Source organism: Enterococcus sp. AZ079 (assembly GCF_050547255.1).
Classification (GTDB): Bacteria; Bacillota; Bacilli; order Lactobacillales; family Enterococcaceae; genus Enterococcus_D; species Enterococcus_D casseliflavus.
In genome coordinates, this window is the sequence record NZ_CP172955.1 from 2,394,839 (window position 1) to 2,410,929 (window position 16,091).

The 16,091-nt window shown below is 45.4% G+C and carries 14 protein-coding genes and 1 other annotated feature; of the genes, 4 read left to right on the forward strand and 10 right to left on the reverse strand.

Annotated elements, in window-relative coordinates; all coding sequences use genetic code 11:
- Positions 1–80: 80 nt before the first annotated feature.
- Both IGJ15_RS11430 and IGJ15_RS11435 read left to right on the forward strand, forming a co-directional pair.
- Entirely contained in the window at positions 81–227 is a 147-nt protein-coding gene (locus IGJ15_RS11430) for a hypothetical protein (protein ID WP_005234527.1), read from the forward strand.
- A gap of 218 nt (positions 228–445) precedes the next feature.
- Entirely contained in the window at positions 446–1,030 is a 585-nt protein-coding gene (locus IGJ15_RS11435; protein WP_005225388.1) for an SOS response-associated peptidase, read from the forward strand.
- Between the two features lie 81 nt (positions 1,031–1,111).
- Here IGJ15_RS11435 and IGJ15_RS11440 read toward each other — a convergent pair whose 3' ends face one another.
- Positions 1,112–1,717 carry a short chain dehydrogenase gene (locus tag IGJ15_RS11440; RefSeq protein ID WP_010747693.1) on the reverse strand — a complete coding sequence of 202 codons (606 nt, stop codon included), beginning with the start codon at positions 1,715–1,717 and terminating at the stop codon, positions 1,112–1,114.
- Between the two features lie 201 nt (positions 1,718–1,918).
- Positions 1,919–2,150: a binding site (T-box leader), on the forward strand.
- A gap of 49 nt (positions 2,151–2,199) precedes the next feature.
- On the opposite strand from IGJ15_RS11440, the gene IGJ15_RS11445 reads away from it, so the two are divergent.
- A complete protein-coding gene (locus IGJ15_RS11445; protein ID WP_010747692.1) occupies positions 2,200–3,039 on the forward strand; it encodes a MetQ/NlpA family ABC transporter substrate-binding protein in 840 nt (279 codons plus the stop codon).
- A 135-nt stretch (positions 3,040–3,174) separates the two neighbouring features.
- Positions 3,175–4,086, forward strand: coding sequence for a LysR family transcriptional regulator (locus tag IGJ15_RS11450; protein WP_060791749.1), 912 nt, complete (start codon positions 3,175–3,177; stop codon positions 4,084–4,086).
- Between the two features lie 137 nt (positions 4,087–4,223).
- On the opposite strand, the gene IGJ15_RS11455 is transcribed toward IGJ15_RS11450, so the two are convergent.
- The 9 genes from IGJ15_RS11455 to IGJ15_RS11495 all read right to left on the reverse strand — a co-directional run bounded on the left by IGJ15_RS11455 (position 4,224) and on the right by IGJ15_RS11495 (position 16,080).
- Positions 4,224–5,972, reverse strand: a complete 1,749-nt coding sequence (locus IGJ15_RS11455; RefSeq protein ID WP_060791748.1) for an ABC transporter ATP-binding protein — start codon at positions 5,970–5,972, stop codon at positions 4,224–4,226.
- Entirely contained in the window at positions 5,956–7,710 is a 1,755-nt protein-coding gene (locus tag IGJ15_RS11460) for an ABC transporter ATP-binding protein (protein WP_010747689.1), read from the reverse strand. The genes IGJ15_RS11455 and IGJ15_RS11460 overlap by 17 nt, the downstream gene beginning before the upstream one ends.
- Positions 7,711–8,172: 462 nt before the next feature.
- Entirely contained in the window at positions 8,173–9,816 is a 1,644-nt protein-coding gene (locus IGJ15_RS11465; RefSeq protein WP_010747688.1) for a peptide ABC transporter substrate-binding protein, read from the reverse strand.
- A 28-nt stretch (positions 9,817–9,844) separates the two neighbouring features.
- Positions 9,845–10,555: a gamma-glutamyl-gamma-aminobutyrate hydrolase family protein gene (locus IGJ15_RS11470; protein WP_010747687.1), complete on the reverse strand. Its 711-nt coding sequence runs from the start codon at positions 10,553–10,555 to the stop codon at positions 9,845–9,847.
- Between the two features lie 293 nt (positions 10,556–10,848).
- Positions 10,849–11,331, reverse strand: coding sequence for a single-stranded DNA-binding protein (gene ssb / locus IGJ15_RS11475; protein ID WP_034695396.1), 483 nt, complete (start codon positions 11,329–11,331; stop codon positions 10,849–10,851).
- Between the two features lie 228 nt (positions 11,332–11,559).
- A complete protein-coding gene (allD, locus tag IGJ15_RS11480) occupies positions 11,560–12,621 on the reverse strand; it encodes an ureidoglycolate dehydrogenase (protein ID WP_010747684.1) in 1,062 nt (353 codons plus the stop codon).
- A 48-nt stretch (positions 12,622–12,669) separates the two neighbouring features.
- Entirely contained in the window at positions 12,670–13,887 is a 1,218-nt protein-coding gene (locus tag IGJ15_RS11485) for a dicarboxylate/amino acid:cation symporter (RefSeq protein WP_010747683.1), read from the reverse strand.
- Positions 13,888–13,900: 13 nt separating this feature from the next.
- Entirely contained in the window at positions 13,901–14,833 is a 933-nt protein-coding gene (gene arcC, locus IGJ15_RS11490) for a carbamate kinase (protein WP_008379201.1), read from the reverse strand.
- Entirely contained in the window at positions 14,830–16,080 is a 1,251-nt protein-coding gene (locus tag IGJ15_RS11495; RefSeq protein ID WP_430599098.1) for an MFS transporter, read from the reverse strand. The genes arcC and IGJ15_RS11495 overlap by 4 nt, the downstream gene beginning before the upstream one ends.
- Between the last annotated feature and the right edge of the window lie 11 nt (positions 16,081–16,091).

The window sequence follows — 16,091 nt, forward strand, 5'->3', positions numbered from 1 at the left end:
AAAAATAAACTTTTACTATATCCCTTGAATGTAAGCGATAAATTTGTTATTATTACCAAGGATAAGGAGGTGTTTATCTATTGTATGCGATTAAAATCTTTCATGGTTATCTAACCGCCGAAGGAAAAAGAACACGGGACAAAACAATTGCATTAACCTATACTTGCAGAGAAGATGCTGAACGTTTCGCAAATAAAATCGGCGGGAGAGTTAAAAAAATTGGCTAACCAACTAGAATAAAAAAGGCTGTCAACCTCAGTAGGTGACTGCCTTTTTTTGTTATCTGATTTCCAGCAAATCAAGCAATACTCCTGACTTTTTACATATGTTTAAGCTCCTTTTCTTGTTGAATCGAGAAGTGAAGCAAGTTAGTTGGTTTTGACGCCTTGAGTCTTTATACTGAAACAAAGGCACCAGCCAATCCAAAAAAAGGAGTGACCCGTCCATGTGCGGCCGATACTTATTTGACCCAACAACTGGCGAATTGTCAGAATATTATCAAGAAGCCGCGGCGAAAGCCCGCAAGCGCCAACAGACTGTCGCTGTCAATGATGTTTTCCCTTCCAATCATGTCGTAACCATCGGTGCAAATCAACAACAACAAGTTGTAGCTGGTGTGACAAGATGGGGCTTTACCGGCTTTAAAAAAGGGCATTTGATGATCAATGCCCGTTCTGAGACCGTTGAAGAAAAACCGACTTTTCGCAAACCTTTCCAAGAGCATCGCTGTGTCTTTCCGATGTCTGGTTTCTATGAATGGAATCATGAAAAGGAAAAGTTTCTCTTTTCGCAAGATCACGTGATTTATGCCGCTGGTTTTTATCGCATCCTTCAAAAAGAGGATCAGATCGAAACCGAATCAATCATTCTAACGACTGCCGCGAACGATTCTGTTGAACCAGTCCATGATCGAATGCCTCTGTTCTTAGAAAAAGAAGCGATTGCTTCTTGGATCAATGACTTGGCTTTTGCTCGCCAACAACTCAAAGCAGAAATGCCCAAGCTGAAAACCCAATTGCTCTCTTCTTAACTGCTTGCTACTTCTTTTTCAGCAGAACAAAAACCGCCAAGTCAGCTTTGATTTGGCGGTTTTTCCTACTTTTGCTTTTTCTTAATAAACGGTGAAGGTTTTGCCAGTCATGATCCCAAAGACTGCTTTTTGATACGCTGCAAAAACGGGTGCGTCACCAACGGGAATAAAGCCTTTGAAAGAATCGGCGAAGGTTTCCCAAGAGCCCACAAGTGCATTGGGACTGACTGCATTGATTCGTACCCCATGACCGATCTCAAAAGCTGCCGATGCCACGAAGGCTTCTAAACCGCCGTTGACCAGTGCTGAAGGCGTGCCCATTGGGATAAATTCGTCTTTGATAATTCCAGAAGTCAGTGTGATACTGCCGCCTTCATTGAGAAAATGCTGGCCAATCAACGCAAGGTTGACTTGTCCTTGCAGCTTCGAAGCCACCGACTGTTGAATATCTGCTGGCGTCAATTCCTCAAAGGGTTTAAACACTGTGCTTCCCGCAGCGGAAACAATGGCATCCACTTTCCCAGTAGCTGCAAATAGCTGGCTGACACTGTCTGCATCCGCAATTTCGACTTGATGATCGCCGCTGCTACGGCTAGCCGTGATCAGCTCCACCTCTGGTAGCTGCTGAAAGCCTTCAACTAAAAGCTGCCCAAGTGTGCCGGTATGTCCAATCAAAAGTAATTTCATTTCCTCGCCTCTTTTTTTGTTTTGTGCTTCGATTCTAACCCAACCAAGCGATTTCGACCATTCATCTGCTTTTCCTGCCTTATTGATCTATTCTTACCCTTCCCCATTTGTTCCCCTACTACCTGCGTAGTGATTGGAATCACCTATCACGAAAGCAATTGACAACTTTCTCATCTTGTTCTAAGATACTACTAATTTCATACACATGCAGTGAGAAGAAGAGTACGATCCCCCCTTTCTTTCAAGAGAGCTCGGAACTGGTGGAAACGAGTAAGGAAGACGATCCGAAGATGACCTTTGAGCATTCGTGGACGAACAATCCCCGACGGAGAAAGCCCGATAGCGCAATGCAGTTTATTTGATGAACTGACTGAGGTTTTTTGTTTCAACAAAAAACAAATGAAGGTGGTACCGCGAAATGATCGTCCTTCCCAAAGAATTGTCTTTGGGAAGGTTTTTTTTATAAAAAAGGAGGAAGAGGTATGAAACGAAGGATTCGATTAGGTATGGGCATTGGTCTGTTGTCCTTGGTCTTATTTACGGGCTGTGGCAACCAAGAAGAAGTGACCGGAAATGCCGAAGAACAGCAGACAGAAATCAGAGTTGGTACGACACCAGGACCTTACAGCGAGCTGTTTCTTCAGGGAATCAAACCGATTTTAGAAGAAGCTGGCTATACCGTGACCGATATTGGCTTTACTGGGGTGTTGGAAGCAGACATTGCACTGAACGATGGCGAAATCGACTTAAACGTGGATCAGCATACCGCCTATTTAGAGAACTTTAATGAAAACACGGGTGCCGATTTGGTGGGTATCACACCGATCCCTACCGTTCCAGCTGGCTTGTATCCTGGCAGAAAGGACAATTTAGCAGCGATTGAAGCAAACGATACCATCGGGATTCCCAATGATCCGTCAAACAGCGCTCGTGCCCTGTTGCTGCTGCAAAAAGCTGGCTGGATCGAACTTGACCCCGAAGTGGCGCCCATTGACGCGACGTTAAGAACCATTACTGACAATCCTTATAACCTGGATATCGTCGAGATGGATTCTGCGCAAATCCCCCGCAGCTTAGCAGACTTAGACTATGCGGTGATTCCCGGCAGCATCGTTTATAGTGCTGGAATTGCTGCAGAGGAAAGCTTATTAAGTGAAGACATTTTGCAAGAGTATGAACTGGTGGCAACGGTCAAAGAAGCCAACCAAGACAGTGATTGGGCACAGGCAGTGGTGGCAGCATATCGTTCTGAAGCCTTTAAAGAACTGCTGGCAGAAGAGAATCAAACGGGCTATTGGTTTATTCCTGAAGAATTGCAATAACCGCTTCACAAGTAGCAATAAGCAGCAACTGTCGTCTTATTTTTTAAGAAGCTTCTATTATAGAAGGAAAAGAACTGACTACTATTGATTGGTGAACCCTTTTTCCGTCTGAATCTTTGTAAAGGAGGTCAAAAATTGAATATTCAACAAATGCGGATCGTGCAAGCGATCGCTGACCATGGAAGTTTTCGTGAAGCAGCCAAACGGCTGTATCTCTCACAGCCAAGTCTTTCCCAAGCCGTGAAAGAGTTGGAAGCAGAATTGGAGGTCCAGCTTTTCGAGCGTACGAATCAAGGTGCCCGCTTGACTGCCGAAGGCTCGGAATTTCTAGACCATGCCCAGCCGATCTTGAGTCAAGTGGCGCAGCTGCAAACGCGTTATTCCAGCAAGCAAGCAGCGAGTCAAACCTTCGCCATCGCAAGCCAGCACTATGATTTCACGGCTGGAATTTTCAGTGAACTGCTACAGGAATTTCCCAACTGCCGCCAGTTTCGCCTATTAGAAACCACGACCTTAAAGGTGATCACGGACGTGCAGCAATATCGAAGTGAATTTGGGGTTCTTTATTTGAATGAGCAAAACCAAGCAGGATTGGAACGACTGTTACAAGGCGCCCAATTGTCCTTCGAAGCGTTGGGACGGTTTCGCCCCCATGTCTTTTTACGAGCGACTCATCCCTTGACAGAAAAAAAGCAGCTTTCCTTAAAGGATCTTGCGCCTTATCCGCAAGTACGCTTTTTGCAAGAAGATGAACGCTATTCGTTCTTTTCCGAGGATTTGATCGACTTTGCTCAAAGCCCTCAAGTGGTGCATGTCAGCGATCGAGGCACAATGGTCCAGCTATTACAGCAGACGGATCTTTATGGAACCGGCTCGGGGATCGTTGCCCAACCAGAACGCCAAGGCTTGGCTTTTCTTCCTTTGATCGACGCGTCCGAGGGTGAGATCATCCTCATTAAAAAGAACGATCGCCCATTATCAGTGATCGGCGAGCGTTTCTTAACAAAATTACGACAACACCTTGCCGCTTTTCCTACTGATATATAAGCGAAGGCCTCCTCTTCCTACTCCCCATAGATGATTGGCTGCACCTTCGCATTATATAAAAAATCCTTGAGCCACTTCCCATGCAGGAGGCTCAAGGATTTTCTTTTACGGTTACTGTTGTCGGCAATCACCGCTGATTACAGCTGCTCTGCCTGCATTTGATACATTTGCTGATAGATTCCTTGCCCTTGGACAAGACTCGCATGGGTTCCCCGTTCCACGATCTTCCCTTGGTCTAGGACCAAGATTTGATCGGCTTGTTTGATCGTTGACAAACGGTGAGCGATCATGAAGGTCGTCCGTCCTTTTTGCAAGACGGTCATCGCCTTTTGAATGATGGACTCTGTTTCAGTGTCCACATGGCTCGTCGCTTCATCCAGAATCAAGATTTTTGGATCAAACACCAGCGCACGGGCGAAACTGATCAGCTGGCGTTCTCCACTAGAAAACTCATTGCCTTTTTCAACGACTGGATGATGGATGCCTTTTTCGTAGCGGCTCAAAAGGTAGTCAGCGCCGACTTGCTTCAAGGCATCGATAATCATCGCTTCGGTGATCGTTGGATCGTTCATCCCGATGTTGCTGGCGATCGTTCCAGTAAATAGATAGGGATCTTGCATGACGATCGCCATTGAATCTCTTAAACTATGACGATCATAATCAGCGATCACTTGTCCATCCACAACGATTTTTCCCTGCTGCGGATCATAAAAACGGAACAACAGGTTCAAAATACTCGATTTTCCAGAACCAGTATGACCAACTAAAGCAATGGTCTCTCCTGCGGCAACGTCAAAGTTGATATCGTGCAAGATCGCTTGCTCAGGGTCGTAGCCAAAGGTCACTTGTTGGAAAGAAACATCGCCATTCGTAACAGTCAGCTGCTCACTTTGTTGTTTTTCAACCGGCTGATCAGCAAACTCAAAGACCCGCTGTCCAGCAGCTAATGATTGCTGCACATTGGTGATGGTTTGGACAAGCCCTTCGATGGGATCATACAGGCGGTTGATGTAATCAATAAAGGCATACAGCAAGCCTGCTGAGATCGCCAGGCGACCATCAAGGAAAAAGGCGGCCAAGGTCGTGATCAAAATCAAGATCGTTGAATTTCGCAACAAGTTGCCTAATCCCCAAGCGATACTTGAATCGAGCAAGAGGTATTTACGTCCAGTTTTGAACCATTTCTCTACTGTTTCATTAAATTCTTTCTGCAACTGATTTTCTCGTTGGAAGGCTTGGATGATCGCCATTCCTTGGACAAATTCATTCAACTGCCCACTGATTTGTGAGATGTATTCCCGCATTGCTAAATTGTAACGGGAGGCATATTTGGTATAAAAATGCTGCCAGATTCCTAAAATCGGGATCAAAATCAGCATCGCTGCTCCTAAGGTGCGGTTCAAAAGAAACAATGCAATAAACGCCCCAATGATTTGGATGATGTTGCTTAACAAATTACTGATCACGATCACGTAGAAATTCGACCGCAAGACTTCAGTGTCATTCGTGATTCGTGCGACGACTTTACCTGCTGGGATCTGGTCAAAGTAAGAAACCGGTAATTTGTGCATATGGTCAAAAAGCTGATCCCGCATTTTTTTGACGATACTGTTGGACATTTTTCGCAATTGCAGCAAGCTGATATAACGAAAGAGGGAACCAATCAAATTGACCAGCAAATACCCAGCGAGTAATTGGATCAAAAGCATCGTGTCTAAATTGCTACTGTTAACCGCCGGTGTCATCACTCGGTCGATCAGCTGCTTGGCAATCAGTGGGGAAGTCAGTTCGAGCGCTGCAGCCAGCAACAGCAAGATCGCACCCACGATAAATTGTTTTTTATAATAGCTCAAATACGTGAGCAAACGTTTAATCGTTGAGAACACTCGTATCGTCCTCCTTTAACTGTTGATGATAATACTGCTCTTGGTACCAGCCTGGCGTTTCGATCAACTCCTGATGGGTACCACGTTGTGTGATCCGACCGTCTTCTAAGACGATGATTTGATCCGCTTCGGTGATGGCGGACAATCGATGGGTCACGATGATGGAGGTCGGTGCCTGCTTCATCGTTTTCAAATTCGTGATGATGGCTTGTTCCGTTTTGGCATCAACTGCCGAAAGGGCATCATCCAGTAAGAGGACTTCACTGTTTCGTAAAAACGCCCGTGCTAAGGACAAGCGTTGTTTTTGTCCACCAGAAAGGGAAACTCCTTTCTCACCGACGACCGTTTCGAGCCCTTCTGGCATCCGCTTGATGTCTTCGCTAAAGCAAGCAGCTTCCAGTGCTTCCCACAATACTTCTTCGGAAGCGTCTGGTTGCCCGAATAACAAGTTCTCGCGAATCGTTCGTGAAAACAAGGTATGTTCTTGCGGTACTTCTGCAAAGTGGTTGCGCACTGCTGTTGTTTGATAGGCCGTCAACGGCTGCTCGTTGATCAAGGGGACTTGATCAGAGTATGGATAGCGGTGACCGAATTGTCTTAGCAGCGTCGTTTTTCCGCTGCCGGTCTTCCCAACGATCCCTAAGACTTCTCCACGAGTGATCGTCAAATCCAGTCCTTCTAACACATAACGAGCTGCTTGCGGGTATTGGAAATGGTATGCTTCAAAACGGATCGTATTGATGGCTTGCAGGTCGGCTTCGCCTGGCGTTTCTAATTCATCCCCCGTCTGCAGCACTTCATTGATCCGACGCCAGGATGCGGCACCTTGCTGCATCACATTCACAAGATCTCCTGCTGAGATCATCGGCCAAACGACCATAGTCAAGTACACTTGGAAAGAGACCATCGCACCGATGGTGATCGTTTGGTTGGCAACAAGAAACGCCCCCACACCAAAGCTCATCACGAAACTGATCGCTAAGATGATGGTAATCAGCGGCCCAAAACGGGAATCGATCTCAGAAACGATATTGTTTTTCGCTCGTGTTTCCAGTGTTTTCTTTTGAAACTGTTCCGTGGTGGCTCCTTCTAGTCCATAAGCTCGGACGACCCGAATGCCATCAATGATCTCCAGCACTTCACTGTTCATCTCAGAAACAGAATTCTGCGCTTCCGTAAACGCCTTATCGACTTGCGAGCCCCATTTGAAAATGTAATAGGCTAAAAGCGGCATTGGAATCAAGGCAATCAAGGTCAGTAGCCAAGAAACCGTCCCAGCCATCATCGCTACGATAAAACTTAGATACAAACTAGTATTTAAGAAAACCATCAGTCCATACCCAATGGTCATCCCCATCACTTGGACATCGTCACTGGAACGAGTCATTAAATCACCTGTTCGGAAACGATGGTAAAACGGCGCCCCCATTTTGAGAAAGTGGCTCATCAATTGTTCCCGTAATTGTTTTTGCAGATCGTAGGAACCAATAAATAAATTAAACGTCCAAACAAATTCCGCCAAATATCCTAACAAGATAGCTCCCGCGAAGAGGCTCACATATTGGATCAGTACGGAGTAATCAAAATTATCTTGAATCAACGCATCGATGAACAAGCGCAGAATATAGATCGGTGCGACATACATCGCACTAGCGATCACCATAAAGACGAATACAAAGGTATAGCGCACCTTATGTTCTTTAAAATACGTTGTTAATTGTTTTAATACATACTTCATGTTTTATCCCTCACATTCTAAAAAAGTACACAAAAAAGCTCTGTCCCTTCGGAAAAAGGACAGAGCATAAACGTCGTTATTATAGACATTATCTGTACACTAATGGTTACCGAATGAGGGATTCACTTTATTCAATTTGGTTGTTTTTTTATCAAATACTTTTTGCATCGTAATCCCTCCTTCTCTTTTTATTTTTGCTGACTACACCTAACACTTTACAGATAAGTTTCTGAGAATGCAACAATTTTTATTAATTTTTTTTCAAAAAGATTGACTTTTCTAAAAAGGCGTTTCTCAATTTCTCGTTTTTTACAACTATTTTTTGAAAACGAATTCTCGGTTTATCCTAAGCGTTGCAAGGAATTTGGCAAAATAAAAAAACAGATGCCCCTCACTTCAACAAGCGTTGTTTGGTCAGCACACTTGGTTGAAAAAAAGTTCCTCTGTTTTCTTACTTCCTGTTTATTCTGAGACAGATGCTAGGCGATAGGATACTGTTCGTCCAAAAGGAAACACTTGCACTCCTTGCAAACGATCTGTTTTCAAATACGCTACCGCTCCTTGATATAACGGCAAGACGGCTGTATCTTCAACGATCAATTGTTTCTCGAGTTCTTTCAATAAGTCCCAACGGGCAACTGGATCGTTTGCTAAAGTCGTCCGTGCTTCTTGTAACCCTTGGTCGTACCTTTCACTAGCATACCCAGAGGTATTCAAGCCACCTGTCGAATCATAAAATTCTAAGAAGTTGATCGGGTCCGCGTAATCTGGTGTCCAAGTCCCGAAGACGAGATCAAATTCACCTTGGGATTGCAAGTCCAAGCGGTTTTGTAAAGGAATCGACTTGGCATCGATGGTTAATCCAGGCAAATTGGTTTCTAACTGTCCTTGGACAAATTCGATGGTTTTCTTGGCTGCTGCTGTATCTGCTGACAACAGTTCCAAAGTGATCTCGTCTTGTCCCAACTCTTCTTTGGCTTGTGCCCAAAGCGCTTGTGCGGCTGTTAGATCATACGGCAGTAAATCGCCATTTTCTTCACGAAAATCTTGGTCTGTTTCAGGATCTTTGGCAAAGTTGCTTGGCACAAAGCCGTTTAATGCAGTGGACCCATCACCTAAGATATTTTCAGCAAATGCCTCTTTGTCAATAGCTTGTAAAATCGCCTGACGTACCTTGACATTGCCTGTGACTTCTCGTTTTTGGTTGGCACTTAAATACCCCACCAGCGCCTTTGGCACATAGTTGGCTTGAGCTGAGTTTTGGTATTGCTGTGCGTACGTATCCGTTAAGGTGGTGTAGTCCAGTTCTCCTGTTTCAAAAAGGCTGACACCAGTTGCCGTTTCCTTCACTACTTGCACGTCGATCTTGGTCAATTGGACATTCTCAGCATCCCAATAATCAGGATTTTTCGTTAACGTCCATGATTCATTGGTTCCGTTCCACCCTTCGATCAAGAATGGGCCGTTGCCAACAAAATTTTCCGCTGATAACCCATAATCGGCACCTTTTTCTTCAGCAAACGCTTGGTTTTTTGGCATAAAAGGTGTCCCGACCAGAATCTGATCCAAATACGAGATTGGACTTGCCAATGTCAGCTCTAACGTCTGCTGGTCCAATGCTTTGGCACCTAACTCACTGACCTCAGCATCTCCTTGACGTACTTGACTGCCATTTTTCAACACATCCATTTGATTGCTGCTGCTAGAACCGTTCTCTGGATTGGCAACATATTGAAAGGCGTAGACAAAATCATCCGCTGTAACAGGATCGCCATTGCTCCATGTTGCATCACGAATGGTGAAGGTATAAACCAGTCCATCTTCTGATACCGTAGGCTCTTCAGCGGCCATCGCAAGCTCAGGATCCCCCTCTTGATCCAGACGGTATAACCCTTCTGCCACTTGTCCGATCATATCGGAACTGTTGACATCCGTGTATTGCCCGCTATCAAGGGTCGATAAGGCGCCCGCGGTTGACACTTGAATCTCTTGCGCAACAGCGCCTTGCTCCTCTTGCTGTCCAGAATCCGTCGTGGGACTCGTGGTACTGCAGGCACTTAAAACCAATACTGTGAAAGCAGTGATACCAATCATTTTCTTTTTCATTTTTCTCCTCCTTGCGTGACCCTCTTTCTTACAACACATCAACGACATACTTGAAAACCGCTTGTTCTTGTAAAAGCGCATCATAGGCAAAGTCTGGATGCCATTGAACCGCCAACAAGCGCTGATCCACGTGTTCAATGCCTTCAATGATGCCATCAGGACTCCAAGCTGTCTTTTGCAATGGACGAGCCAATCGATCCACCGCTTGATGATGAAAGGAATTGACCTTTGTTTTTTGACCGTATACACGAGCCAACATGCTTTTTTCAGCCGTCGCGATGGCATGGGTCGGCACTTCTTTCGGAATCGGCGCCTGCATATGAATGATCTCACTGAAGGTACTGATGTCTTGCTGCAGCGTGCCCCCAAAGGCCACGTTGACCAGCTGCATCCCCCGACAAACCGCAAAAATTGGTTTCTTTTGCAGCAGCGCTTCATCGATCAGCGCCAGTTCAAACTCATCCCGTGCCAAAAAGCCGCTTCCAGTTGCCTGATGGGCCTCCTGCCCATAAAACTTGGGTGAAACATCTTGTCCACCAGCTAACACCAGTTTATCGATCTGTGAAACATAGTCCTTGGCTATAGCTGGTTCACTGATTGGCAAGAGCAATGGCAGTCCGCCCGCTTGCTGGATCGCTCGCACATACCCTAATGGTGTGTAGGCGATCGGCAAATGATGCAGCACATCGCCAGCATCTTGCACTTCATTCGCAGCGATCCCTATAATTGGTTTGCCCATCGACATCCCTCCCTGATTAACGAATTTTTCAGAAAAAAGCGGCATCTAGCAGTTGAACAAGGCAAGCGCCACTTTTTCCCTCAAGATATGTTTCAACTATTCTAAACCAATCGGCACTTTTTGTGAAACACTATTTTCACTTTCGCGATCATTTATTACAATCACCATTCTATTCAACCGCCTCTTTGATTCGCAATAAAGAACACCGCTAGTCAGATATAGTTGAATTTTGCCAATGCTTTCTCTACGTAAAAAAACATGCGAGAAGCCGTGGCTTTCCGCATGTTTCGTCATTAAAATAATCGATTGTCTTTTAAAAACTCCAGCATCTGTGTTTTTAGGGGATCTTTTTCATTGCGGATCGACTTTGTTTGCGTCGTTTCATCAAGTGTCGATGGTCGCTTTTTAGGAAAAGGCGTCGCTGGTTCTTCTGCTAACTCTAAAATTTGAAAGGTATCCACCACCACTTCTGCCGCACAAAATCTTTGCCCTTCTGCTGTTTCATACGGACAGCCTTGCAAGTGTCCGTTGATTTTGATACTTGCTCCTTTTTGAGTATACCGTAAAAAGGTCTCTGCCTGTTTCCCATGAACGACACAAGCAAACCATTCATGATGCACTTCTTCACTGTTTTGCCATTGAGATACAATGACAAGATCAAAACGTACGCCCTGATCGTCCGCCGCATCAAACGCTTCTTTACTAGGCATCGCTGCGATTTTCCCAGTAAGAACCACTTTATTCATTGCCACGCTGCATCCTCGCTTTTCTCTCATTTCTTGAGTGATCTAAACTTATGCGACCTATTCTACCATATTCCAAAAAACAAGCAATCAAAGGGCGAATGGCTTAAGAAATGCTTTGAAAAAAATGAACCAACTCAAAGAATTCGTCTGCTCCTGTCAAAAAGCTGCGATTTTTTGACGGAAAAATTCTCTTTGCTCCACACAGCAAAAAAACAGTTGGTTCAATACCCCTATGAACCAACCGTCTTCTGCAAATCTTTATTTAGCAAAGGAATCTTGACTACCATAGCGATCAAAATGGAGGGTTTCGCTTTCGAGATAATCGATGATCGCTTTGGGGATCAGGACCCCTTCTTGCTGAGCTTTTTCAAAGTGTATTTGGCTGATCTCTCCAGGATAGTAGACTTGTGATTGCCCTTTTACTGGCGAGATTGCATGCAGCTCAGTCACCATCTGATCGACGCTTTGCTTGAAGGTTTCGGTGTCCGTAAAACGAGACGGATCGATCACAAGAAGAAATTGTCCTAAGCGACGTTTTTCCGTCAAATCCGCATACATGGAGGTGACCTGTTTACCAAAAGCCAAGCCCAACATCGAGCCAGCTAAAATATCCACCATCATCATCAAGCCATATCCTTTGGCACCAGCGATTGGCAATAATCCTTGGACTGCATAGGGGTCGGTGGTAGGCAAGCCTTGCTCGTCTACGGCCCAAGTATCGGGGATCTGCTGCTTCTTCGAGCGAGCGTCCAAAATTTTGCCCCACGCTTGAACCGTTGTCGCCATATCAAAAACCACCGGCGGATGATTGGCTCGTGGTGCTGCAAACGCGATTGGATTGGTGCCAAAATAGTTTTCGGTCCCACCAAAAGGCACCGCCATCGGATCCGATTGACACATGGCGATCGCCACTAAGTCGGCTTCAGCAGCCTGTTTGACGTAATACGCCATCGTCCCGCTATGGCTGGTCTGCTCGATTCCTACTGCAGCGATCCCTGCTTCTTTCGCCAGATGAATGGCGATCGCAATCGCTTCGTTGCACACATAATGCCCCATGCCGTTATCTCCGTGAAAAATTCCAGTAGCGGCGCCTGTTTTTTCAAAAGACATGTTTGGTTCTAGCGTGATGCCGCCTTTTACTAAGCGCTCGGCATAGTAGTCCATCCGCACGGCACCATGAGAATGGATCCCGCACGCATCCGCAAAGGTCAAATGCGCCGCTGTTTCACTGGCAGCGGCTTCTGGCAAACCAGCAGCCAAGAGTTTCTTTTTCATCAATGCTTCTAATTCCAGCAGAGATCGTCTGCTCATTTCTTCCATCTTTTCTCCTCCTTAGAAAAAGAGAAGCACGCTTGGCAACGGCTTCTCTTATTGATTAAACACGCGATGATCGAGTTCATCAGCAGACTTAGCGATCAAAAGCGCTGAATAGACGTCTGAGTTCACGTTCAAGATCGTCCGCAGCATACCAACAAACCATTCGACACCAGCAAATAGCGCAATGCTTTCGATTGGTAAACCGAGCTGGGGAACAATGATTGCCAAGGAAACTAACCCCGCTCCGGGAACAACTGCATTGGCTAAAGAAACGAAAGTCGCAGTTACAGCTACCGTCACCATTTGGATCCCGTCAAAGTTGATTTGATACATTTGGGCGATCGTCATGACTGTAATCGCCATATGCATCGCTGACCCATTGCTGTTCAAAGACATCCCTAACGGCAATACCAAATTGGTGATGCGGCTACTGAGTCCTAATTTATTCTGGGATTCTTCCATAGCGATCGGCAGCGTGATGGCAGAGGAGGTTGTCGCCAATGCCATGACCGACATATTTTTCATATTTTTGATCAATCGTAACGGATTGATCCGACAATACACGGTCAACAAGACTAGCCACAGCCCAAGGAACGTGACGGTGGCTAGACCGTAGACGAGCAAATAGCTGCCTAATGGCAAAATGATCTGCAAGCCCAGGGAGCTGATCGTTGAAGCGATCAAAGCAAAAATACCGATTGGTGCCACGATCATCACGTAACGAATGATGGCAATGACGACCTCATTCAGATCCACGATCAGCCCATAAAGAGCTGACTCAGGTTTCTTTTGCACAAAGCGATTGAGGGCAACACCAAAAAATAACCCAAAAACGATGATTTGAATAATTGACCCTTTACTCAACGCATCGAAAATATTCGTGGGAATAAAGTTGATCACTGTCTCTGATATAGAAATTTCTTGTGCTTGCAGAGGTTCGCCGGCAGCTTGTGAAAAGTCGATCCCTTTGCCTGGAGCAAAGAAGAGCGCCATCAGCACGCCCCATGCAGCAGCGAATAAGGAGGAAATCCCAAAGACAGCGATCGTTTTTCCACCCAAACGAGTGAGTTCTTTCGGGGCAATCCCCCCAACTGCTTGAATGATTTGGCCAACGATCAATAATGGGATCGCCATTTGCATCAGACGCAAGAAAAGATCGCCCAAAATTTTTAGGAACGAAGCGGCTTGCCCAAAGAACAAACCGCAAAGAATCCCTAGAAGAACGGCAATAACGATCTGCGTCACCATCGGTAGTTTTTTTGCTTTCACTTTGATCCCCTCTTTATTTTCGAAGTATGGTTCCTGTATGCTGATCCAGTTCAGCTAACTTTTCGATTGAGGTAATAATCGCGGTTCTGGCTGCATCTTCTTCGACAAAATCAATCGCAGCTTCTATTTTTGGCAACATACTACCCGCTGCAAAATGGCCTTCCTCGATGTAGCCCTTGGCTTGTGCCACACTGATTTCCCCTAAGGCTTGCTGATTCGGCTGGTTGTAATTGATGTAGATATTGTCGACACCAGTCAAAATGATCAGGCGATCGGCCTGCACGTCTTTTGCTAAGACACTAGCGGTAAAGTCCTTGTCGTTGACGGCTTCCACGCCAGTAAACCCATTGTCGTTGCGAACGACAGGTACGCCACCACCACCGGCGCAAATCGTGATCACACCAGCATCGACCAATGTTTTGATGGCTTCTTTTTCAACGATTTCTTGCGGTTTCGGGGATGGAACCACTTTCCGGTAACCACGCCCAGCATCTTCTTGATATACCCCGCCATTGGCTGCCATCGCAGCATTGGCTTCCTCTTCACTATAAAAAGGTCCGACTGGTTTGGAAGGTTTCTCAAAGGATGGATCTGCTGGATCGACACGAACTTGGGTGACTAATGAGATCACCGAAGGATGTGCTTGACGTGTGGCAAACTCATTGATCAAGGCATTTTGCAGCCAATAACCGATACTTCCTTGGGTCATCGCCACGCAGCTGTCTAATTTCAATTGGGGATTTTTTTCACTTTCCCCTGCTTTTTGCTGCAACAGTAAGTTGCCGACTTGTGGTCCATTGCCGTGACAAACAATGACTTTTTCCCCTTTTTCGACAAAATCGGCAATATAACGTGCTGCTTGCGCAACAACTGCTTTTTGTCCTTCATCACTAGGGTCTTTATCTAAAATAGCATTGCCGCCTAACGCGATCACATTCAAACTCATTTTATGCTCTCCTTCTGATTTTCCTTTGCTAATACGGCAAAAACACCTAATCCGATCAGCAGTAATAGACAAGACAGGTAAAACCCGACCTGCATCGATCCTAAAGAATCGGCTAAAAAGCCAGTAACATAAGGTGCTAAGATCGACCCCGACATCCCGATAAAATTATAGGCACTCAAGGTCGTTCCTAAGGCGCCTTTTGGTGCGTTTTTCGTCACAAAGGTCACGACGATTGGATCAAGCGCCAGCTTGCCAGTCAATCCATACAAAATCAAAACAGTGATCAATAAGGTACGATCCGTTACAAAGGCAATGGCAAATACGGAAAGGGTCGCCAATAGGACCAATAAATAGACTAATTTTTTCGTTGCGCCTGTTTTATCATTCAATCGAGCAAAAATCAACGCACCTGGAATTGATGCCCATGGGACTAAGGAAGCAATAAAGCCGACACTCGCCCCTTCAAAGCCACGCTCGGCAATCAAGAATTGCGGCAGCCAAGTAATGATCACAAAGTTTGCATAAATGCTGGTAAAGCATAGAACAAAGGCTGCCACGAGATTGCGGTTTGAAAAAATCTGCTTCAAGGAAATCTTTTCTTTCGGCCCTTCTTCTTTTATTTCTTGTCCTTCATCTTCTGGACGAATCACTTTTTCTTTCAAAACAAAATAGAACAAGACACCGACGATCAAGGTCGGAATTGCCATTAGGAAGAAGGGTTGGCTCCAATGGCCCCCGTTATCCAAGACTAATTTACTAGAAAGCAAGTACCCACCAGACGTTCCAAACGCCATCCCACTGTTGATAATGGCATTTCCGACGGTTCGTTTGTTGTCGGGAATCGCTTCGGTAGACAATGCGTATTGCGGACCGTAATAGGCACCTTGACCAATCCCTGCAATGGCACGAATCACTAAAAACAAAACAAAGCTTGTGGCTAGCCCACTGAAGTACGTAGTCACCGCCAATAAAACAAAGCCTAGAGCGATCACTAATTTGCGACCGATTTTGTCGCCGATGATCCCAAAAGGAATTTGCGCAACGGCATAAGTCAAAAAGAAAATACTATTGGCAAGTCCTAGTTGTGTGTTACTTAAATTGAATTCTTCACCGATCACACCCATGATTGGATTGAAGATCGTCCGTGTGGCGTACATTAAAATCCAGCCGACAAAGAAAATAGCAACGACTTTTTTCCAGTAAGAATTGCTTACTTTGACCGCATCTTTCTGGTTACTGATTTCCATGATTTCTCCCC

Bases quoted from the DNA above. Each gene is read 5' to 3' on its own strand.
- allD (WP_010747684.1), bottom strand. From the start codon at position 12,621: ATGGAAGAAATGAGCAGACGATCTCTGCTGGAATTAGAAGCATTGATG.
- arcC (WP_008379201.1), bottom strand. From the start codon at position 14,833: ATGAGTTTGAATGTGATCGCGTTAGGCGGCAATGCTATTTTAGATAAA.
- IGJ15_RS11470 (WP_010747687.1), bottom strand. From the start codon at position 10,555: ATGGGCAAACCAATTATAGGGATCGCTGCGAATGAAGTGCAAGATGCT.
- IGJ15_RS11465 (WP_010747688.1), bottom strand. From the start codon at position 9,816: ATGAAAAAGAAAATGATTGGTATCACTGCTTTCACAGTATTGGTTTTA.
- IGJ15_RS11495 (WP_430599098.1), bottom strand. From the start codon at position 16,080: ATGGAAATCAGTAACCAGAAAGATGCGGTCAAAGTAAGCAATTCTTAC.
- ssb (WP_034695396.1), bottom strand. From the start codon at position 11,331: ATGAGAGAAAAGCGAGGATGCAGCGTGGCAATGAATAAAGTGGTTCTT.
- IGJ15_RS11460 (WP_010747689.1), bottom strand. From the start codon at position 7,710: ATGAAGTATGTATTAAAACAATTAACAACGTATTTTAAAGAACATAAG.
- IGJ15_RS11445 (WP_010747692.1), top strand. From the start codon at position 2,200: ATGAAACGAAGGATTCGATTAGGTATGGGCATTGGTCTGTTGTCCTTG.
- IGJ15_RS11435 (WP_005225388.1), top strand. From the start codon at position 446: ATGTGCGGCCGATACTTATTTGACCCAACAACTGGCGAATTGTCAGAA.
- IGJ15_RS11440 (WP_010747693.1), bottom strand. From the start codon at position 1,717: ATGAAATTACTTTTGATTGGACATACCGGCACACTTGGGCAGCTTTTA.